This window comes from Micromonospora sp. WMMC273, assembly GCF_027460285.1.
GTDB classification, from domain to species: domain Bacteria; phylum Actinomycetota; class Actinomycetes; order Mycobacteriales; family Micromonosporaceae; genus Micromonospora; species Micromonospora aurantiaca.
In genome coordinates, this window is the sequence record NZ_JAPZBE010000001.1 from 148,721 (window position 1) to 166,184 (window position 17,464).

Genomic DNA, 17,464 nt, shown 5'->3' on the forward strand with positions numbered 1-17,464 from the left:
CGAGAGGAGCCGACGATGCCGAACACGGTCGACGTCGACGCGATCCGGAAGGCCGGGCAGCGGCTCGACGCCCCGGACGGCCCGATCCAATACCTGCGCAACGTCGAGACGTTGCTGGCCGAGGTGAAGCTGCCCGGTGGCGCGCTGAGCTGGTTCGGCACCGGCGCGGTGGAGCGGCACAACGCGGCGGTGGACGGGCACCTGGACAACGTCCGCACCGGCGTGGAGCATCTGCGCAGGGCCGCCGCGCAGCTCGAACAGAGCGCGAAGAACTGGGAGAAGTCGGATCAGCCCTGGGTGGTCAAGTGATCGGCCGGGTCCGCCACGGGAAGGACGCCTGATGCCACCGGAGATCCTCATCGCCAATGCGTCCGGGACGGTGACCGGCTCGGTGTCGGTCGCGCAGACCACGGCGCCGGTCCGCTCGGCGGCGGCCATCGCCAAGGGCAACCTGGTCTGGATCGCCGCCTCGGCGGCGCTGATCGGCACGATCCTCTACCTGGAGTCGTTCGACAACCAGGAGGTGAACGAGTCCATCAAGAAGTGGGACGAAGCGGCCCGTCTGCTCGGCGCGGACCAGTTCGGCGCGGCGATGGCGGCTGTCCCGCCGGACGCGGCGGAGTGGGACTTCGACGACCGGGACGCGTTCGACCTGTTCCTGCGCAAGCTCGGTGCGGAGATCAACTCGCTGGCCGAGGCGTTCGCCGCCAACCGGGACACGCTCACCGCCGCCCGGGACGCGTACAACGACGCGGTCTCCGGTCTGGCCCAGGCGCTCATGCCGATCCTGGTCGCGGTGATCGCCTCGATCGCGCTCCAGTTCTTCCCCGCGACCACCGCGCTGGCTCAGGCCATCGGCATCGCCGGCCTGGCCGCCACCGCCGCCATCCTGGTCCTGGTCTTCGGCGAGATCAGCGCGTTGCTGCACGCGCTGATGGCCGCCTTCCACGCCGACAGCAGGTTCACGTTCACCGCGGACTCCCGTCCCGGCTGGGCGCCGACCGGCTCCGACCCGGACATCAAGGACATCAAGATCGACTGGGTGCGGGACTCCAAGTTCTACGGGTGACGGGAGCGACGCGTGGACACCCTGCTCTTCTCGCTGCTGCTGTACGTCCTGCTGACCATCCCGGTCTTCGTGGTCCTGATGCTGTTCGCCGGGCTGAACCGCTCGGCGCGGTTGCGACGGGCCGCCGAGATGGTGGCGCTGAGCACCTGCGCGGCGCTGCTGGTGCTGTCGTTCCAGCGCGCGTTCGAGAAGCCGGTGCTGTGGGTCGTGGTGGTGATGCTGGTCGCGGTGCTGGCCTTCGGCGTGTCGACGATCGTCAAATCATCACGCGATCGGTCCTGACCTCGCCCTCGACCGTCCACCTGGTACGGAGGGGGTGCGGTCCGCGACCGTCGACAGTGGCATGTCGGAATACGACGATGGGCCAGCAGGGCTGCGCGGGTTGGACGTCGTCCGCTACGGTTCGGATGAAGTGTCCGTCGGTGGGGTGTGTACGCCTTGCCGCGGGGGAGGGCGCGGCGGAACCGCCGCCACAAGATGACGGAAGGGTGTGAAGCATGGCGTTCGAGGTCAGTGCAGCGACTCTGCACACCGCCGCGAGTGACGTGCGGTCCACGCGCAGCGACGTCGACGGCGAGCTCAAGAAGCTGTGGAACGTGGTCGACGACCTGGCGATGGCCTGGAAGGGCCAGGCGTCCACGGGCTTCCAGAGCCTGATGACTCGCTGGAACGAGGACACGACGAAGCTGCTGACCGCGATGGACAACATCGCGGACCTGCTCGACAAGTCGGGCACCACGCACCAGGTCAACGACGAAGAGCAGCAGCAGATGCTGGACAAGTTCCACGCTGCGCTCAACCCGTGATCCGCGAAGACAGGCAGAGGAGGAATCGATGAGCATCAAGGTTGACTACGCTGTTCTGGAGAGCAGCAACCAGCAGATGCAGGCCATCTCGCGGACCATCGACGAGAAGCTGGACACGCTGCGGGCGATGCTGACCAAGCTCGAGTGGGAGGGCCAGGACCGGGCCGCCTACCAGCAGCACCAGGCCCAGTGGGACGCCGCAGTGCGGGACATCAACAAGGTCCTGAACGAGATCGGTGGCGCGGTGGGCATCGCGCGCGAGAACTACATGACCACGGAGATGAGCAACTCCAAGGTCTGGGGCAACTGACCCCCGACCGGTCCACAGCGGCTCCGCTACGGCTCGCGCCGGGCGGAGCCGTCGTGCATCGTCAGGCGTCCTGCGGGACGTCGCGCCGGCCCGGCCGCCACCCGCGCCGCCGTCCGCGTACCAGGATGGGCCGCAGCGTCAGCAGGACGCCGGCCAGCAGCGCGCCGACGACGGCGACCCAGATCGCGACGGTACGTTGCCAGGCCAGCGGGTCGGCCGGCGGCGCCGGCGGCGGCATCGCGCCCAGCGGCGGGTCGCTGCGGGTGCCCAGCAGGCTGGTGACGGCCCGGTACGGGTTGACCATCCCGTAGCCGACCTCGGCGTTGTGCCCGTCCGGCGGGCTGTCGGCGGTGCGGGTCAGCCGGTAGGCGACCTCGTCGGCGCTGATGTCCGGGTGCGCGGCCCGCACCAGCGCGGCCACCCCGGAGACGTACGCGGTGGCGAAGCTCGTCCCGCCCTGCGGCTCGCCCCGGTAGCCCGGCCCCTGCGGCGCGGGCCCGACGATGTTCAGGCCGGGGCCGGCGATGTCCACGTAGTCCCCGCTGACCGAGCTGCCGACGTGCCCGCCCTGCTCGTCGATCCCGGCGACGGCGACGACACCCTCGTACGCCGCCGGATAGGCGGGCCGGTCCTCCCGGTTCTCCTGCCGGTTGCCGGCGGACGCGACGATCACCACGTCCTTGCCGAGCGCGTACTGCACGGCGGACTTCAGCGCCGGGTCGTCGAGCGTGACCAGAGACAGGTTGATCACGTCGGCGTCATGGTCGACGGCCCAGCGGATCGCCTTGCCGATCTCGGCCGGCACGTCCGGGTCGAAGTTCTCCTTGTTCTCGGCCAGCACCCGCAGCGGCAGGATCTTCGCCTCCGGCGCGATGCCGGTGTACGGCGTGCCGGTGCCCTCCCGGCCGGCGATGATGCCCGCGACCAGGGTGCCGTGGCCGACCAGGTCGCACTGCCCCTTCAGGCGGACGAGCTGGTTGAAGTCCTCACCCGGCAGCACCCGCCCGCGCAGCAGGGGATGGGTCGGTGAGACCCCGGAGTCGATCACCGCGACGGTGATGCCGGCGCCCTTGCCGAGCCGCCAGGCGGCGGCCGGGTCGAGACGGCTCAGCGCCCACGGCACCTCGGTGGGTGCGGGGCCGCCGGCCGGGCCGCACTTCGGGGCCGCCAGCGCGGGCGCGGGCACCGCCAGCGTGCCGCCGAGCAGGGCGGCCACCGCCGCTCCGGTAAGGACGGACCTGATCCGGTGTCCGGCCCGGACGCGTCCCGTGGTCGCGCCCGGCCGCAAGCTGTCGCGCACGCGGTGAGATTACCCGCCGCGCCCGTCCGCGCGGGGCACACGTGGTGCCGGCCGGGTCACCGGCCGGCGGCGGCGTCCCCGGCGGGCTCGGCGGCGAACAGGGCCAGTAGCGCGCCGACCTGCTGGTCGGCCTCGGCCGGGTGCCGGAAGCGGCCCTTCGGGTTGATCGTGTACTCGTTGCGCCGTCCCACCCGCGTACGCCGCAGGTAACCCCCGGCTTCCAGGTCGGCCACGATGGCCTGGGCCGCCCGCTCGGTCACGCCCACCTCGTCCGCCACGTCCCGCAGCCGGGCGGTGGGGTTGCGTGCGATCGCCAGCAGCACATGGCCGTGGTTGGTGAGGAAGGTCCAGTTACGGCGGCTCCCGTCCTCAACTGGTGTGGTCGCCATGATGGTCATGCTATGGCCACCCGCGCCACCGGCCGAATCGGCGCGTGCCGGTGCGTCCGGCGACGGGGAAAGTATGAAATGCGTATCACGAATCTTGACGGACCCCGAGGGGCGTGTGACCGTGGGTCGCGAGGCCGTTCGGCCTGGTGGTTCCCCAGGTAGACGAGGTGAGGGACATGACGCCGAGCACCCCGGAACAGGCACTGACCGAGCTGCGTGCCGGTAATCACCGGTTCGTCACGGGCGTCCCGCAGCATCCGAATCAGGACGCCGGGCACCGGGCGGCGGTGGCCGACGGCCAGCACCCGTTCGCGGTGATCGTCGGCTGCTCCGACTCGCGACTCGCCGCCGAGATCATCTTCGACCGCGGTCTCGGTGACCTCTTCGTGGTGCGTACCGCCGGGCACACCGCCGGGCCGGAGGTGCTCGGCAGCGTCGAGTACGCCGTCACCGTGCTGGGCACGCCGCTCGTGGTGGTGCTCGGGCACGACTCGTGCGGCGCGGTCCAGGCCGCCCGGGAGGGGGTCCGGACCGGCGCCGCCCCGGCCGGTCACCTGGGCGCGGTGGTGGACGCGGTCTCGCCGAGCCTGCTGCGAGCCGCCCGCCAGGGCGTCGAGGACCTCGACGGCATCATCGACGTCCACATCGCGCAGACCGTGGAGACGCTGCTGGCCCGGTCCGCCGTGCTGGCCGAGCGGGTGGCCGCCGGGCGCTGCACGGTGGTGGGCATGTCGTACCGGCTCGCCGGTGGCGAGGTGCGGACCGTGGCGCAGTCCCCGGCCCCGCTGCCCGCCCCGGCCGCGCCCGCCGACCCGGCGCTGGCGGGCTGACCCGTACGGACGAGAAAAAGGGCCGCCCTCGGGCGGCCCTTTTTCGTGGTGCCCGGATCAGAGCAGCGACATGTGGACGTGGTCGGTGTGGTTCGACGGCCCGCTGTACGAACTCCAGCCGGTGGCCGGGAACCAGATCTGCCGGTTCCAGATGACGTAGTAGATGCCCAGCCGGTCGGCGTTGCGGATGAGGAACGCGGCCACCTCGTTGCCGTACCGGCGGGTGTCGTTGTTGTGCCAGGGCGCGAAGCCGCTGTTCTGGAGCGACCAGTCGCACGCCTTGCCCTTGGGGTGCTCCCACGGCCCGCCGGGCCGGTAGCAGCCCACGAAGCGCTTGAAGCCGGCGCGCCGGACCTCCTTGTACGCGTGCAGCGTGCGCGGCGTGACGCAGCCCGAGGTGGTCGGGTCGTCCTCGCTGCACGACTCGGCCTTCCACCCGCCGTCGGAAGTGCGGCCGGGAGCGATCTTGGCGACCGGTGAGGTGGCGGAGACCAGGCCGCCGGTGAAGCCGAGACCGCCGACGAGCTTCAGTGCGCGCTCGGCCTGCACCTTCTCGCGCTCCATCGCGTTCTTCTGCTTCTCCTGCTCACGCACCTCGGCGTCGAGCGCGATCTTGGCCTGCTCGGCGCGGGTCTTGACCGCGTTGATGGCGGCCAGGCGCTGCGCGTTGAGGAGGTTCAGCTCGTCCAGGGCGTTGACCCGGCGGACGAACGAGTCGGGGGAGTTGCTCTCCAACAGCATCGCCATCGCACCCATCCGGCCGGTCCGGTAGGACTGGGCGGCGAGCTGGTTGACCTGCGGGCTGAGCGCGTCGAGTTCGGCCTGTGCCGTCTTCACCTCGGCCGCCAGCCGCCGCTGGCGGTCCTGGGACTTGGCGAGCTTCGCCTTGGCCTGGAGGAAGTTCCGGTTGGCGGAGTCGATCGCCTCGGTGATGAGTGGCGGATCGCCGTCCTCCTCGTGGCCCGAGGGGGTGCCGGGGGCCGCCGCGGCGGGGGCCGCGGTCGCCGGGTTCGGGCCGGCCAGCACTGCTAGCGAGGCCAGCACGGCCACCACGGGTGTCAGCCAGCGGCGCAGGGGTGCCGTCACAGTGTTCCCTTCCGTCGGCCGCCGACCGGGTTAGCTGACGGGTTCGGGACGGAAGTGGCCCCTACCGCTGTCGCGGATTCACCCCATGTACCTGGTTCCCCGGTTCGCCCGTGGGCGATTGGGCGGCGGCACCGCTGGCGCCGGTGCGCGCCTTCGGCGGTGACCGGCAGCGAGGTTACCTGACAGCACTCGTGAGGATCTACGTCCGGAAGCCGACCAATAGCGAGATTTCGCCGTGGCACACCGTGACCAGCGTCGCGTTTAGATTCGATGGTCACGCTGCGGAGTGTCACCATGCGGCCTCCGTACTCTTCCCGCCGCCGAGCGCCTCCAGTGCGTCGTCCCGTCCGGCCGGCGGCCGGGGCGCGGCGGGCGCCGGCTCCGCGCCGGGCGAGCGCCGCCCGGCGGTGGTCACGATCGCGGCCAGTCCGGTCGTCAGCGGTACGGCGGCGATCAGGCCGAGCGTCGCCACCGCGCTGCGGACGATCTCCTGGGCGAGGAACTCACTGGTGAGGATCTCGCTCACCGGGCGGGAGTCGGCGACCAGGAGGAGCAGCAGCGGCAGTGAGGCGCCCGCGTACGCCAGCACGATGGTGTTGACGGTGGACGCGATGTGGGCCCGGCCGACCCGGGTCGCGGCCCGGTAGAGCTGCCGCCGGGACAGTCCGGGGTTGGCGTGCGCCAGTTCGGTGACGGTGGCCGCCTGGGTGACCGTGACGTCGTCCAGCACGCCCAGCGAGCCGATGATGATGCTGGCCAGAAGCAGTCCGTGCAGGTCCACGCCGCCCTGGAACATGGACAGCGTGGTGGCGTCCTCGCTGCCGAAGCCGGTCAGGTGGGTGGCGGACGTGGCGAGCAGGCCGAGCACGCCGGTGACCACCAGGCTGCCGAGCGTGCCGAGCACCGCGACGGACGTCTGTGCGGTGATCCCGTGGGTCAGGTAGAGCACCACGAACATGATCAACGCGGCGCCGACGATCGCGACGAGCAGCGGCGGCTGGCCGGCGCCGATACCAGGCAGCACGAAGCCGAGCAGGATGGCGAAGCTGGCCACCAGGCCGCCGAGCGCGGCGAGCCCGCGCCACCGGCCGAACGCCACGATCGCGGCGGCGAACAGCACCATCAGCCAGATCAGCGGCGTACCGCGCTGGTGCTCGGCGATGTTGTAGGACTTCACCGCCGGGTCGGCCGGGTCGGTCAGTTCGACCAGGACGACCTCGTCGCCGACCGCGACCCGGGGCGCGCCCGGCCCGGCCGGGATCGGCGTCTCGACCTGCCGGCCCGCGTCCGGGCCCTGCTCGGCGGTGACCGTCACCGTGCCGCACGGGCCACCGCCGCCCTCCGGGGCCTCCGGCGTCGGCGGGCAGGGCTCGGTGACCACCCGGGTCACCGTGCCGTGGTAGCGGGGGACGTCCGCGCCGCCGACCGGCTCCCGGTCCTGCCGGGGCCAGAGCACCAGCGCCGCGATCACGGTGAGCGCGAACAGCGGCACCACCACGGCGACGAGCAGCCGTCGTACGCCCGGCGGCGCGGCGGGTGCGGGGCGGGTGTGGTCGGCACCCATGAGGTCTCTCCCAACGGTCGCGGCGACGCCTGGTCCGCCGGACCGGTCTGGTCACCCGGCCGGGGCGGACGTGTCGACCACGTCCGGGTCGTCGCCCGCACATGGTAGGCAGCCCGGCCGTCCGGTCCCGCACACCGTGGCCGTTGACGCTCGCCCCGCGTGGTCAGGCCAGGCCGGCCCGGCGTCGCCGGTACTCGTCCTCGTCGATCTCGCCACGGGCGTACCGCTCGTCCAGGATGCGCCGCGCCGTCGTCGGGCCCAGGTACTGCGGGCCGGTCCACCGCACGGCCGCCCAGACGAGCCCCGCCAGCACGGCGAGCACCAGCAGGGGCCAGATCCACATCCAGCCCATCATCGGGCTCTGCCACATCATCGGGCCGCCCTCCGTCCGTCACCGCGGGTCCGCCGGGCCGGCCTGCCCGCCACGTCGACGGTACGTCCGCCCGGGTGCGCCGGCACGGGTCGATGTGCCCTGGTCCGAGGGTCGGAGGTCCCCGCTCAGCCGCGCTTCATCAGGCGGCCGACGGCGGCCATCATCTCGGTCGCCATCTCGTCGGCCCGGCCCTCGGCGGCGCCCTCGTGCATGCAGTGCCGGGCGTGGCCGTCGAGTAGACCCAGGCCGACCTTGTCCAGCGCCGCCTGGATGGCCGAGATCTGGGTCAGCACGTCGATGCAGTAACGGTCGTCCTCGACCATCTTCTCGATGCCACGGACCTGGCCCTCGATCCGGCGGAGCCGGGCGAGGAGTTGGTCCTTGCTGGCGGTGTAGCCCCGGGTCGGGCTGGACGGCGCGGTCATGAAACCGAGGATAGCGTACCCCTCGGGGGTATGCTAACGTTCCGAACGTACCCCTGGGGGGTATCAGATCGGAGGGCGAGATGGAGACCACCTACCAGGTGAGCGGCATGACCTGCGGGCACTGCGTCAACTCGGTGAGCACCGAGCTGAGCGCACTTCCGGGCGTCACCGACGTCCAGGTCGACCTGGCCGGCGGCCGGGTCACCGTCACCAGTCAGAACCCGCTGGACGTGGACGCGGTCCGCGCGGCGGTCGACGAGGCCGGCTACGACCTCGTCGGTGCGTGACGGGTCCGACGACCCGTAGAAACCGAGGAGACACCATGAACACGGCGACGAAGCTCAGCGGCTTCGCCCTCGGCCTCGTGGCGGTGTTCGGCGCGGCGTACGGGATCGGCAACCTGGCCGATCCCGTCGCCCCGGCCGCCGAGACCCGACACGACGACACCGACAGCGAACACGGGGCCGGCGACACCGGCCACGGTGACGAGAGCGGCGCCTCCGCGCACCTGCCCGGCGGGCTGCTCGTCTCCGAGCGTGGCTACACGTTCCAGCCCGCCGACGCCCCGGCCGGGCAGTTCGCCTTCCGGATCACCGGCCCGGACGGTACGCCGGTCACCCGCTTCGAGGTGGCCCACGACAAGCGCATGCACCTGATCGTCGCCCGCCGGGACCTGTCCGGGTTCCGGCACGTCCACCCGGAGATGGCCGGCGACGGCACCTGGCGGGTCGCCTCACCGCTCGGCGGCCCCGGCGTCTGGCGGGCGTTCGCCGACTTCACCCCCGAAGGCGGCGAGCCGCTGACGCTCGGCCTGGACGTCACGGTCCCCGGCGAGCTGACCGCCCGGCCGTTGCCGGCGCCGGTGACCAGCACCACAGTCGACGGCTACACGGTCACCCTGACCGGCACGCCGGAGCCGGGCCGCACCAGCCGGCTCACGCTCTCCGTCAGCCGCGACGGGCGGCCGGTCACCGACCTTGCGCCCTACCTCGGCGCGTACGGCCACCTGGTGGCGCTGCGGCAGGGCGACCTGGCGTACCTGCACGTGCACCCGGAGGGCACGCCCGGCGACGGGCGCACACCTGCCGGTCCGGCGGTCACGTTCGCCGCCGAGGTGCCCTCGGCCGGGGCGTACCGTCTCTACCTGGACTTCCGGCACGGCGACGCGGTGCACACCGCCGAGTTCACCGTCCTCGCCGGCGACCGGACCGCGCCGCCGCCCGCCGCGCCGGCATCCACCACCGCACCGACCCCGGACGCCGGACACGGCACTCCGGGGCACGGGCACAGTTGAGCGCCGGAGGTGCCGCGATGACTGCCACGGGAAAGGCGCTGCCCACCGCGCCGAACCTGATCGAACTGGCGATCGGCGGGATGACCTGCGCGTCCTGCGCCGCCCGGATCGAGAAGAAGCTCAACCGGATGGACGGCGTCGAGGCGACGGTGAACTACGCCACCGAGAAGGCCACCGTCCGGTACGCCGACGACATCGCGCCGGCCGACCTGATCGCCACCGTCGAGAAGACCGGCTACACCGCTGTGGTGCCGCCGCCCGAGCAGGCGGAGGCGGCAGCGGCCGGGGAGCCGGTGGACGAGCTGCGCACCGCGCGTACCCGGCTCTGGGTCTCCGCCGTGCTCACAGTGCCGGTGATCGTGCTCGCCATGGTTCCGGCCTGGCAGTTCGACTACTGGCAGTGGGCCTCGCTCACGCTGGCCGCCCCGGTGGTGGTCTGGGGCGGGCTGCCGTTCCACCGCGCCGCACTGGTCAACCTGCGGCACGGTGCGGCGACCATGGACACGCTCGTCTCGCTCGGCACGCTGGCCGCATTCGGCTGGTCGCTGTGGGCGCTGTTCCTCGGCGACGCCGGCATGCCCGGGATGAAACACCCGTTCAGCCTCGACATCACCCGCGGCGACGGCGCCGGCAACATCTACCTGGAGGCCGCCGCCGGGGTGACCGTGTTCATCCTGGCCGGGCGGTACTTCGAGGCCCGCTCCAAGCGCACCGCCGGGTCGGCGCTGCGCGCCCTGCTCGAACTCGGCGCCAAGGACGTGGCGGTGCTGCGCGACGGGCAGGAGACCCGGATCCCGGTCGGCCGGCTCGCGGTCGGGGACCGGTTCGTGGTCCGGCCCGGCGAGAAGGTCGCCACGGACGGTGTGGTCGAGGAGGGTACGTCGGCGGTCGACGCCAGCATGCTCACCGGCGAGTCGGTGCCGGTCGAGGTGGGCCAGGGCGACGCCGTGGTCGGCGCCACGGTGAACGCCGGCGGGCGCCTGGTGGTCCGCGCCACCCGGGTCGGCGGGGATACCCAGCTCGCCCAGATGGCACGGCTGGTGGAGCAGGCACAGACCGGCAAGGCGGCGGTGCAGCGGCTCGCCGACCGGATCTCCGGCGTGTTCGTACCGATCGTGATCGCGCTGGCCGCCGGCACGCTCGGCTGGTGGCTCGGCACCGGCTCCGGGCCGACCGCCGCGTTCACCGCCGCGGTGGCCGTCCTGATCATCGCCTGCCCGTGCGCGCTCGGCCTGGCCACCCCGACCGCGCTGCTCGTCGGCACCGGCCGTGGCGCGCAGCTCGGCGTGCTGATCAAGGGGCCGGAGGTGCTGGAGTCCACCCGCCGGGTCGACACCGTGGTGCTGGACAAGACCGGCACCGTCACCACCGGCCGGATGGCGCTGGCCGAGGTGCTGCCCGCCGACGGCGAGGACGCCGACGAACTGCTCCGGGTGGCCGGCGCGCTGGAGGCCGCCTCCGAGCACCCGATCGCGCGGGCCGTCGCCGAGGCCGCGGCCGAAGCCGGACCGCTGCCGCCGGTCGGCGAGTTCGCCAACGCCGAAGGGCTGGGCGTGACCGGCACCGTCGACGGCCGGACCGTGGTGGTCGGCCGGGCCCGGCTGCTGCGGGAGCGGGGTCTCGACGTACCCGAGGAGGTCGTGCGGGCCGCGACCGGCGCGGAGGCCGCCGGGCGGACGGCGATCCTGGCCGGCTGGGACGGGCGGGCCCGGGGTGTGCTCGCGGTGGCCGACGCGGTGAAGCCGACCAGCCGGGCGGCCGTCGCGCGGCTGCGTGAGCTGGGCCTGAAGCCGGTGCTGCTCACCGGCGACAACACCACTGTGGCGAAGGCGGTGGCGGCCGAGGTCGGCATCGACGAGGTGATCGCGGAGGTGCTGCCCGCCGACAAGGTCGACGTGGTCGAGCGGCTCCAACGCGAGGGCCGCGTGGTCGCCATGGTCGGCGACGGGGTGAACGACGCCGCCGCGCTGGCCCGCGCCGACCTCGGGCTGGCCGTGGGCACCGGCACCGATGCGGCGATCGAAGCGGCCGACCTGACGCTGGTCCGGGGCGACCTGATGGCCGCCCCGGACGCCATCCGGCTCTCCCGGCGGACGCTGGGGATCATCAAGGGCAACCTGTTCTGGGCGTTCGCCTACAACGTCGCGGCGCTGCCGCTGGCGGCGGCCGGACTGCTCAACCCGATGCTCGCCGGGGCGGCCATGGCGTTCTCGTCGGTGTTCGTGGTGGGCAACAGCCTGCGGCTGCGGAGCTTCCGCCCGATCGGGTGAGGGGATTGAGCCGACGGCCGAGGGGGTAACAAGTTGTCGTCAGGCAAGCGCATCAGTGGAGGTCATCATGGGTCTGGACGACAAGATCGACAACGCTTCCCAGGACACCGCGGGCAAGGTCAAGGAGGGCGTGGGCCGGGCGACCGACAACGAGCGCCTCGAGGCCGAGGGCCGCAACGACCAGGCGGGCGCCAAGCTCAAGCAGGCCGGCGAGAAGATCAAGGACGCCTTCAAGAGCTGAGTACGCGACGCACACACACCACCGGGTCGGCCCACGGGCCGGCCCGGAGTGCTGTCCGGGCGCGGGTCAGCGCGGCCGGTCACCGGCCAGGCGCGCGGCGCGTACCTCCAGATAACGCCGCTCCGGCAGGCTCGTGGTGGCCCGCGCGGCGGCCAGGTACGCGGCCCGGGCCTCTGCACGGTCACCGGCCAGGTCGAGCAGGTGTGCGCGGACGGCGGCGAGCCGGTGGTGCCCCGCGGTCCGGTCGTCGCCGTCGAGCGTGGCCAGCAGCGCCAGCCCGGCACGCGGGCCGTCCACCATTGCCACCGCGACGGCCTGGTTGAGCGTGACCATCGGGTTCGGCGCGACCTGCGCCAGCACCCGGTAGAGCGCGACGATCTGCCGCCAGTCGGTGTCCTCGGCGGTGGGCGCCTCCGCGTGCACAGCGGCGATCGCCGCCTGCACCTGGTACGGCCCGGGCGCCGACCAGGTGAGCGCCTCGGTCACCAGCGCCACCCCCTCCGCGACGGCGTCCCGGTCCCACCGGCTGCGGTCCTGCTCCGCCAGCGGCACCAGCTCGCCGTCCGGCCCGGTACGGGCGGCCCGGTGCGCGTCGGTGAGCAGCATCAGCGCCAGCAACCCGGCCACCTCGCCGTCGTCCGGGAGCAGCCGGCGCAGCTCCCGGGTCAGCCGGATCGCCTCTGCGGTCAGCTCGGCCCGGTGCAGCGCCTCGCCGCTGGACGCGGTGTAACCCTCGTTGAAGACCAGGTAGAGCACCCGCAGCACGGCGGCCAGCCGCTCGTCCCGGTCAGCCGGGGACGGCAGCGTGAAACGCGCGCCGGACGCCTCGATCCGCTGCTTCGCCCGGCGGATCCGCTGGCTCATCGTCGCCTCCGGCACCAGGTACGCGCGGGCGATCTCGGCCGTGCTCAACCCGCCCACGGCGCGCAGCGTGAGCGCCACCTGCCCGCTCACCGGCAACGCCGGATGGCAGCAGAGGAACAGCAGCTTCAACGTGTCGTCGCCGCTCGGGGTCTCCTCGTCGGCGGGCGGGACGACAGCCGCGTACGCGGGCTGCCGGACCGCGACAGCCACCTCGCGTTCCCGGCGGGCGTGCTCGCTGCGCCACTCGTCGGTGAGCCGCCGGGTGGCGACGGTGACCAGCCAGGAGCGGGGGTGGTCGGGCAGGCCCTGCTCCGGCCACTGCACGGCGGCGGCGAGCAGCGCCTCCTGGACGGCGTCCTCGCAGGCGTAGAACTGGCCGTGCCGGCGGACGAGCACGCCGAGGACCTGCGGCGCGAGCGTACGCAGCAGGTCCTCGACCACAGGTGATGTCACATCTCCGTCCCGGCCTGCTCCATCACCGCGCGCACCTCCAGCACACCGAAACCGTGCCGTACGTCCGGCCAGCGCGCGGCGATCTCGGCGGCCCGCTCCGGGGTCTCGCAGTCGACGGTCAGGTAGCCGGCGAACTGCTCCTTGCTCTCCATGAACGGCCCGTCGGTGACCTCGGCGCCGCCACCGGCCGCCGGGCGGGCCGTGCGGGTCTGCGAGGGGTGGGCCAGCGCCTCGCCGCCGACCAGTTCGCCGGACTCGGTCAGCTCCTTCATGATCTCGTCGACCTCACCGAAGATCGCGGTGCGTTCCGCCTCGGACAGCTCCTCCACGAAGCCGGGCCGGTTCCAGATCAGCAGCATGTACTTCACGGTGTACTCCTCGGGTGCGGGCCACCGGCGGTGGCGCCTCGCAGACGGGTCGGAGCCGGTCCGCCCGATCCGACATCATCACCCGGGAAGGTCAGCGGCCCCCGCGAACCGGACGGCGTGCCGGACGGCCGGGGTCGAGCGAGGCGCGGTCGGCCGCGCTGGTGCCGGAGACCCAGCCCTGCTCGTCGCGCACCTGGAGGCGGTGCCGGGTGGTACCGGGAAAGAGCTGGTCGACGCGTTCCCGGACGGCGTCGGAGCGGGCCGCGAGCACCGGCAGCAGCCGGTCGTCGGCGAGTTCCTCCGCTGCCGCCGCGCTCGCCTCCCGCAGCCGGTCGCCGACGCGTAGCGCGAACGCGTTGAGGAACGACTCGTCGTAGCCCTTGGTACGCCGCCCGCCGGCCCTGCCGCGCTCGCCCCGGCCGCGCAGCATCGCGGCGGTGGCCTGCACGAGCAGCGAGGTGTGCAGCAGTTCGACAGCCGCCAGATCGGCCGGGAAGCCGAGCACCGTGGCGAAGCCCAGGTCGTCGGACCAGACCGACTCGCACCGGTTCGCCGCCGCGACCTCCTGGATCAGCAGCGCCTTCGCGGCCGCGTACGGGGCGTCGACGCCGATCCGCACGCCACCCGGGCCGCCGGTCCGGTCGGCCCCGGCGTCGAGCAGCGCCGCGTCGATGCTGTGCCGGGCCATCAGCTCCTGCGCCTTCGCGGTGAACGCCTCCGCCTCGGCCGGGTAGCCGGTCGACTCGGCCTTCGCCAGCAGCGCGCGTACCCGGTCGAGCATCCGGGAACCGCTCGGTGTCGTGGCGGCCAGGGCGGTACCGGCCGAGCCGGGCGGCGGCCGGAGCACCGCGATCGGCGGCAGCCCCACCACCAGGACGACCGCGTCGACCGCGTCCCGCAGCGCGGTGATCCGGTCGCCGTAGGCCCGCCGGTCCAGCCAGCCCGCGTCGTCGTCCCAGCGGGCGCCGGTCTCGGTGAGCTGCTCGTCGAACCAGGCCGGGACGGGCGCGGGCAGCGTGCGCCGCTGCGCGGCCATCGCGTCGCGCAGCAGCCGGGCACCGCGGGGAGTGAGCCGCCGCGTGGCGAGCCGGTCCAGGTCGGCGGGCTGCCAGCCGCGCGGCCAGAGCCGTCCCACGTCCCGCGTGAGCCGGGCGAGCAGCGCCGCGTCGACCGCCGCGCCGTCGGCCACCACGAGGCCGTCGAGGGCTCGCTCGGCAGCGCGTACGTCGGTGCCGCGCGCGGTCGCGACGGCGGCGTCGAGCAGTCGCTCGGCTGGTGACACGGGTGGCTCTCCCTGGACTCCGACAGGCGGCAGGTCGCCCACCCCGGCACCGACGGTACCCGGCCCGCCGTTCAACCGTCCGGGCCCGCCGTCCGTACTCCTGCCCGGAGCGGGGCGGCGCGACGGACGGAGATCACGTGGGCGGGCACGACCGGGGGCTGCACCGGCGACGACGGAGGCCGCGATCACCACGGGTCCTGGCGGTGGTCCTGGTCGGTGCCGCGCTCGCAGCCGGGGGGTACGCCGCCCGGCACCCGGACCTGCTGGACCGCATCGACGTGCGGCGGACCGTACAGGCGGCGGCACCGAGCGCGCCCGCGCCGGACGCGCGTCCCACGCCGACGGTCGCGCCGACACCGGTTCCGGCGGCCGGCCGGGTGGCCCCCGGCATCGGCTACCCGGCCCGGGGCGACGGCACCTTCCGGACCGCCGACACGGTCGGCGCGGTCGCCGGGCGCTCCGGTGAGCTGCTGCGCTACCGGGTCGCGGTCGAGGACGGCATCCGCAACGTGGACGTGGAGCGGTTCGCCCGGGACGTCGCCGCCACCCTCGCCGACCGGCGGGGCTGGACCGGCGACGGCCGGTGGCGGCTGCAACGGGTGGGCCGCGACGACCGCGCCGACTTCACAGTGCTGCTCACCACGCCTGTCACCAGGGGGCGGCTGTGCGGCGACCCGAGCGACAGCTACACGTCCTGCCGCAACGGCGACCAGGTGGTGATCAACGTGGCCCGCTGGGTGTACGGGGTGCCGCACGTCAGCGATCTCTCCCGATACCGGCAGTACCTGCTCAACCACGAGGTCGGCCACCGGCTGGGCCGCGGCCACGAGCGCTGCCCCCGGGCCGGCGGTCCGGCGCCGGTCATGGTGCAGCAGACGCTCGGCCTGCACGGCTGCACACCGAACCCGTGGCCGATCGTGGGCGGCGAGCCGCTGTCCGGACCGCCCGGCCAGTACGACGACCCGATCCCGGCCGGGGACCGCTGAGCCCTCGCCCGGCGGCCGCCCCGGCCCTTCACCGGGAGAACGAGGCCCAGATGTTCTTGGTCTTCTCGGTGGCGTACCAGCCCACGTCGAGCGAGACCGACTGCGCCAGGAACAGACCCCGCCCGCCCGAGTCCGTCGGACTGATGTCGGTCAGCTCCGGCACCGAACTGACGTCGTGGTCGGCCACGTCGAGCAGGAACCGGTCGTCGGTGGTGAGCAGCGTGACGATGGTGGGCGGCCGGCCGTGCCGCAGCGCGTTGCTCGCCAGCTCGGTGGCGACGAGCACTACCAGGTGTGGCACCTCGTCCAGATTCTCGCCCTGCACCAGCCCGTGCCGGTTCAGCGCGTCACGGAGCGAGGCGCGCAGCCCACGAAGATCCTCGGGACTGTCGAGCACCCACTGCTCCAGCTCGGTGGCCTGTGGCGGCGGCGGCGAGGTGCGCAACTGTCCCATGATCTGCCTTTACCCTGCGTAGCCGCTCGTTAAGCAGCTCAGCGGCGCAGTAGCGCGAAGACGCCCCACCCCATGTACTCGCGCTGGAAGCGGACGTACCGCACCGGGTCCTCGGTCAGCTCCCGCCGCAGCTCCGGGGCCAGTTCGTCGTCCGGGTTGGCGTCCAGCCAGCGGCGCAGGTTCAGCCAGTGCGCGGCGGCGTACCGGTCCCAGCTGTCCTGGTCGGCGAGGACCATCTCGACCAGATCCCAGCCGCACTCGCCGAACGACGCGACCAGGCCGGGCAGGTCGGTGAACTCGTCGCGGGACCGGGCGTGCGAGCCGGTGACCGCCTCGTCGTCCGGCGGGTCACGCCGCCAGTAGGGCTCGCCGACGAGCGCCATGCCGCCCGGCCGCAACGCCCGGCCGAGCAGCTCCAGCGTCCCGGGCACCCCGCCGCCGATCCAGGTCGCACCGACGCAGGCGGCCATGTCGACCGGACGCTCCGGGATGTACGCCGCGGCGTCGCCGTGCACGAAAAGTACCCGGTCGGCTACACCGAGTTCGGTGGCGCGCTCCCGGGCGGCGGCGGTGAAGGCGGTGCTCAGGTCGACCCCGGTGCCGGTGATCCCGTGGTCCCGGGCCCAGGTGCAGAGCAGTTCCCCCTTGCCGCTGCACAGGTCGAGCACTTCGTCGCCGGGGCGCAATCGGATCGCCCGGCCCAGTGTGGCCAGCTTGACGTCGTCGATCGGGTTGAGGATGCGCAGTTCGCCTTCGCGGATGGTGAACTGGCGCGGCAGGTCCGGTGAGGTCATCAGTGGAGGGTGCCGCCCCCCGGTGACGCGGAGCAACGGAATTCCGGTCTGGGCCCGTCCGGGTCTCCTGGGGTACGGTCACCGCATGGTGGTCGAGGAACACTGGTGGAACGGCGTCAGCAACCCTCGCGGACGGCGCGACGTATACATCCGTACCGACGGAAGCCAGTGGCAGGTCCAGGCGCAGATCGGCGGAGCGAGCGGCCGGTCGAAGATTCAGCAGTGCCCGAGTCGTGGCTCAGCGACGATCCTCGCCGGGGCGTGGCGCGCGAGCGGCTCCGGCTGGCGGGCGATGCCGCGCTGACC

Annotated in this window: 23 protein-coding genes and 1 riboswitch; of the genes, 12 read left to right on the forward strand and 11 right to left on the reverse strand. The window is 73.2% G+C overall.

All coding sequences use genetic code 11. The annotated features are described in order from the left end of the window. The first annotated feature begins 15 nt into the window (after positions 1–15). From O7611_RS00770 to O7611_RS00790, 5 genes are all read left to right on the forward strand, one after another. Positions 16–309: a hypothetical protein gene (locus tag O7611_RS00770; RefSeq protein ID WP_194798849.1), complete on the forward strand. Its 294-nt coding sequence runs from the start codon at positions 16–18 to the stop codon at positions 307–309. 31 nt (positions 310–340) lie between these two features. Further along, positions 341–1,069 carry a hypothetical protein gene (locus O7611_RS00775; RefSeq protein WP_269696015.1) on the forward strand — a complete coding sequence of 243 codons (729 nt, stop codon included), beginning with the start codon at positions 341–343 and terminating at the stop codon, positions 1,067–1,069. 12 nt (positions 1,070–1,081) lie between these two features. Beyond that, on the forward strand, positions 1,082–1,351 hold the full coding sequence (locus O7611_RS00780; RefSeq protein ID WP_269696016.1) for a hypothetical protein: 270 nt from the start codon (positions 1,082–1,084) through the stop codon (positions 1,349–1,351). A 215-nt stretch (positions 1,352–1,566) separates the two neighbouring features. Further along, positions 1,567–1,875 carry a WXG100 family type VII secretion target gene (locus O7611_RS00785; RefSeq protein ID WP_013283772.1) on the forward strand — a complete coding sequence of 103 codons (309 nt, stop codon included), beginning with the start codon at positions 1,567–1,569 and terminating at the stop codon, positions 1,873–1,875. Positions 1,876–1,903: 28 nt separating this feature from the next. Beyond that, positions 1,904–2,185 carry a WXG100 family type VII secretion target gene (locus O7611_RS00790; RefSeq protein WP_013283773.1) on the forward strand — a complete coding sequence of 94 codons (282 nt, stop codon included), beginning with the start codon at positions 1,904–1,906 and terminating at the stop codon, positions 2,183–2,185. A gap of 61 nt (positions 2,186–2,246) precedes the next feature. Here O7611_RS00790 and mycP read toward each other — a convergent pair whose 3' ends face one another. Next, positions 2,247–3,485 carry a type VII secretion-associated serine protease mycosin gene (gene mycP, locus O7611_RS00795; RefSeq protein WP_269696018.1) on the reverse strand — a complete coding sequence of 413 codons (1,239 nt, stop codon included), beginning with the start codon at positions 3,483–3,485 and terminating at the stop codon, positions 2,247–2,249. 56 nt (positions 3,486–3,541) lie between these two features. Further along, complete coding sequence (locus O7611_RS00800) at positions 3,542–3,883, reverse strand: helix-turn-helix transcriptional regulator (protein ID WP_194798846.1); 342 nt, start codon at positions 3,881–3,883, stop codon at positions 3,542–3,544. Positions 3,884–4,050: 167 nt separating this feature from the next. Between O7611_RS00800 and O7611_RS00805 the strand changes: the two genes are divergently transcribed. Then, positions 4,051–4,704: a carbonic anhydrase gene (locus O7611_RS00805; RefSeq protein WP_194798845.1), complete on the forward strand. Its 654-nt coding sequence runs from the start codon at positions 4,051–4,053 to the stop codon at positions 4,702–4,704. A 57-nt stretch (positions 4,705–4,761) separates the two neighbouring features. Here O7611_RS00805 and O7611_RS00810 read toward each other — a convergent pair whose 3' ends face one another. The 4 genes from O7611_RS00810 to O7611_RS00825 all read right to left on the reverse strand — a co-directional run bounded on the left by O7611_RS00810 (position 4,762) and on the right by O7611_RS00825 (position 8,152). Then, positions 4,762–5,790 carry a coiled-coil domain-containing protein gene (locus tag O7611_RS00810; RefSeq protein WP_194798844.1) on the reverse strand — a complete coding sequence of 343 codons (1,029 nt, stop codon included), beginning with the start codon at positions 5,788–5,790 and terminating at the stop codon, positions 4,762–4,764. A gap of 4 nt (positions 5,791–5,794) precedes the next feature. Next, positions 5,795–5,925: riboswitch (cyclic di-AMP (ydaO/yuaA leader) on the reverse strand. Between the two features lie 154 nt (positions 5,926–6,079). Further along, a complete protein-coding gene (locus O7611_RS00815; RefSeq protein ID WP_269696021.1) occupies positions 6,080–7,354 on the reverse strand; it encodes a YibE/F family protein in 1,275 nt (424 codons plus the stop codon). A 163-nt stretch (positions 7,355–7,517) separates the two neighbouring features. Further along, complete coding sequence (locus tag O7611_RS00820) at positions 7,518–7,697, reverse strand: SHOCT domain-containing protein (protein ID WP_269696023.1); 180 nt, start codon at positions 7,695–7,697, stop codon at positions 7,518–7,520. Between the two features lie 155 nt (positions 7,698–7,852). Next, the gene (locus O7611_RS00825) at positions 7,853–8,152 is read right to left on the reverse strand and encodes a metal-sensitive transcriptional regulator (protein WP_013283780.1); all 300 of its coding nucleotides are present in this window, start codon (positions 8,150–8,152) and stop codon (positions 7,853–7,855) included. Positions 8,153–8,232: 80 nt separating this feature from the next. Here O7611_RS00825 and O7611_RS00830 point away from each other — a divergent pair, with 80 nt between their 5' ends. From O7611_RS00830 to O7611_RS00845, 4 genes are all read left to right on the forward strand, one after another. After that, complete coding sequence (locus tag O7611_RS00830) at positions 8,233–8,439, forward strand: heavy-metal-associated domain-containing protein (protein WP_269696025.1); 207 nt, start codon at positions 8,233–8,235, stop codon at positions 8,437–8,439. 35 nt (positions 8,440–8,474) lie between these two features. Further along, on the forward strand, positions 8,475–9,446 hold the full coding sequence (locus O7611_RS00835) for a hypothetical protein (RefSeq protein WP_269696026.1): 972 nt from the start codon (positions 8,475–8,477) through the stop codon (positions 9,444–9,446). A gap of 17 nt (positions 9,447–9,463) precedes the next feature. Beyond that, positions 9,464–11,716 (forward strand): heavy metal translocating P-type ATPase, encoded by a 2,253-nt coding sequence (locus O7611_RS00840; RefSeq protein WP_269696028.1) that lies wholly within the window; start codon positions 9,464–9,466, stop codon positions 11,714–11,716. Positions 11,717–11,783: 67 nt separating this feature from the next. Continuing rightward, the gene (locus O7611_RS00845; RefSeq protein ID WP_013283784.1) at positions 11,784–11,957 is read left to right on the forward strand and encodes a CsbD family protein; all 174 of its coding nucleotides are present in this window, start codon (positions 11,784–11,786) and stop codon (positions 11,955–11,957) included. Between the two features lie 66 nt (positions 11,958–12,023). On the opposite strand, the gene O7611_RS00850 is transcribed toward O7611_RS00845, so the two are convergent. The 3 genes from O7611_RS00850 to O7611_RS00860 all read right to left on the reverse strand — a co-directional run bounded on the left by O7611_RS00850 (position 12,024) and on the right by O7611_RS00860 (position 14,924). After that, entirely contained in the window at positions 12,024–13,274 is a 1,251-nt protein-coding gene (locus O7611_RS00850) for an RNA polymerase sigma factor (RefSeq protein ID WP_194798840.1), read from the reverse strand. Next, positions 13,271–13,633: a YciI family protein gene (locus O7611_RS00855; protein ID WP_228531393.1), complete on the reverse strand. Its 363-nt coding sequence runs from the start codon at positions 13,631–13,633 to the stop codon at positions 13,271–13,273. The genes O7611_RS00850 and O7611_RS00855 overlap by 4 nt, the downstream gene beginning before the upstream one ends. 100 nt (positions 13,634–13,733) lie before the next feature. Continuing rightward, positions 13,734–14,924, reverse strand: a complete 1,191-nt coding sequence (locus O7611_RS00860) for a DUF2786 domain-containing protein (protein ID WP_194798838.1) — start codon at positions 14,922–14,924, stop codon at positions 13,734–13,736. 203 nt (positions 14,925–15,127) lie between these two features. Here O7611_RS00860 and O7611_RS00865 point away from each other — a divergent pair, with 203 nt between their 5' ends. After that, positions 15,128–15,910, forward strand: a complete 783-nt coding sequence (locus O7611_RS00865) for a DUF3152 domain-containing protein (protein ID WP_194798837.1) — start codon at positions 15,128–15,130, stop codon at positions 15,908–15,910. Between the two features lie 28 nt (positions 15,911–15,938). On the opposite strand, the gene O7611_RS00870 is transcribed toward O7611_RS00865, so the two are convergent. Further along, positions 15,939–16,364 carry an ATP-binding protein gene (locus tag O7611_RS00870; RefSeq protein WP_194798836.1) on the reverse strand — a complete coding sequence of 142 codons (426 nt, stop codon included), beginning with the start codon at positions 16,362–16,364 and terminating at the stop codon, positions 15,939–15,941. A 38-nt stretch (positions 16,365–16,402) separates the two neighbouring features. Then, positions 16,403–17,158, reverse strand: a complete 756-nt coding sequence (locus O7611_RS00875) for an SAM-dependent methyltransferase (RefSeq protein ID WP_194798835.1) — start codon at positions 17,156–17,158, stop codon at positions 16,403–16,405. 85 nt (positions 17,159–17,243) lie between these two features. Here O7611_RS00875 and O7611_RS00880 point away from each other — a divergent pair, with 85 nt between their 5' ends. Continuing rightward, positions 17,244–17,462, forward strand: coding sequence for a hypothetical protein (locus O7611_RS00880; protein WP_194798834.1), 219 nt, complete (start codon positions 17,244–17,246; stop codon positions 17,460–17,462). The last annotated feature ends 2 nt before the right edge of the window (positions 17,463–17,464 follow it).

Excerpts from the sequence above, each read along its gene's own strand:
- O7611_RS00770 (WP_194798849.1), top strand. The coding sequence starts at position 16 with ATGCCGAACACGGTCGACGTCGACGCGATCCGGAAGGCCGGGCAGCGG.
- O7611_RS00775 (WP_269696015.1), top strand. The coding sequence starts at position 341 with ATGCCACCGGAGATCCTCATCGCCAATGCGTCCGGGACGGTGACCGGC.
- O7611_RS00785 (WP_013283772.1), top strand. The coding sequence starts at position 1,567 with ATGGCGTTCGAGGTCAGTGCAGCGACTCTGCACACCGCCGCGAGTGAC.
- O7611_RS00790 (WP_013283773.1), top strand. The coding sequence starts at position 1,904 with ATGAGCATCAAGGTTGACTACGCTGTTCTGGAGAGCAGCAACCAGCAG.
- O7611_RS00800 (WP_194798846.1), bottom strand. The coding sequence starts at position 3,883 with ATGACCATCATGGCGACCACACCAGTTGAGGACGGGAGCCGCCGTAAC.
- O7611_RS00805 (WP_194798845.1), top strand. The coding sequence starts at position 4,051 with ATGACGCCGAGCACCCCGGAACAGGCACTGACCGAGCTGCGTGCCGGT.
- O7611_RS00815 (WP_269696021.1), bottom strand. The coding sequence starts at position 7,354 with ATGGGTGCCGACCACACCCGCCCCGCACCCGCCGCGCCGCCGGGCGTA.
- O7611_RS00820 (WP_269696023.1), bottom strand. The coding sequence starts at position 7,697 with ATGTGGATCTGGCCCCTGCTGGTGCTCGCCGTGCTGGCGGGGCTCGTC.
- O7611_RS00825 (WP_013283780.1), bottom strand. The coding sequence starts at position 8,152 with ATGACCGCGCCGTCCAGCCCGACCCGGGGCTACACCGCCAGCAAGGAC.
- O7611_RS00830 (WP_269696025.1), top strand. The coding sequence starts at position 8,233 with ATGGAGACCACCTACCAGGTGAGCGGCATGACCTGCGGGCACTGCGTC.
- O7611_RS00835 (WP_269696026.1), top strand. The coding sequence starts at position 8,475 with ATGAACACGGCGACGAAGCTCAGCGGCTTCGCCCTCGGCCTCGTGGCG.
- O7611_RS00840 (WP_269696028.1), top strand. The coding sequence starts at position 9,464 with ATGACTGCCACGGGAAAGGCGCTGCCCACCGCGCCGAACCTGATCGAA.
- O7611_RS00845 (WP_013283784.1), top strand. The coding sequence starts at position 11,784 with ATGGGTCTGGACGACAAGATCGACAACGCTTCCCAGGACACCGCGGGC.
- O7611_RS00855 (WP_228531393.1), bottom strand. The coding sequence starts at position 13,633 with ATGCTGCTGATCTGGAACCGGCCCGGCTTCGTGGAGGAGCTGTCCGAG.
- O7611_RS00870 (WP_194798836.1), bottom strand. The coding sequence starts at position 16,364 with ATGGGACAGTTGCGCACCTCGCCGCCGCCGCCACAGGCCACCGAGCTG.
- O7611_RS00875 (WP_194798835.1), bottom strand. The coding sequence starts at position 17,158 with ATGACCTCACCGGACCTGCCGCGCCAGTTCACCATCCGCGAAGGCGAA.
- O7611_RS00880 (WP_194798834.1), top strand. The coding sequence starts at position 17,244 with ATGGTGGTCGAGGAACACTGGTGGAACGGCGTCAGCAACCCTCGCGGA.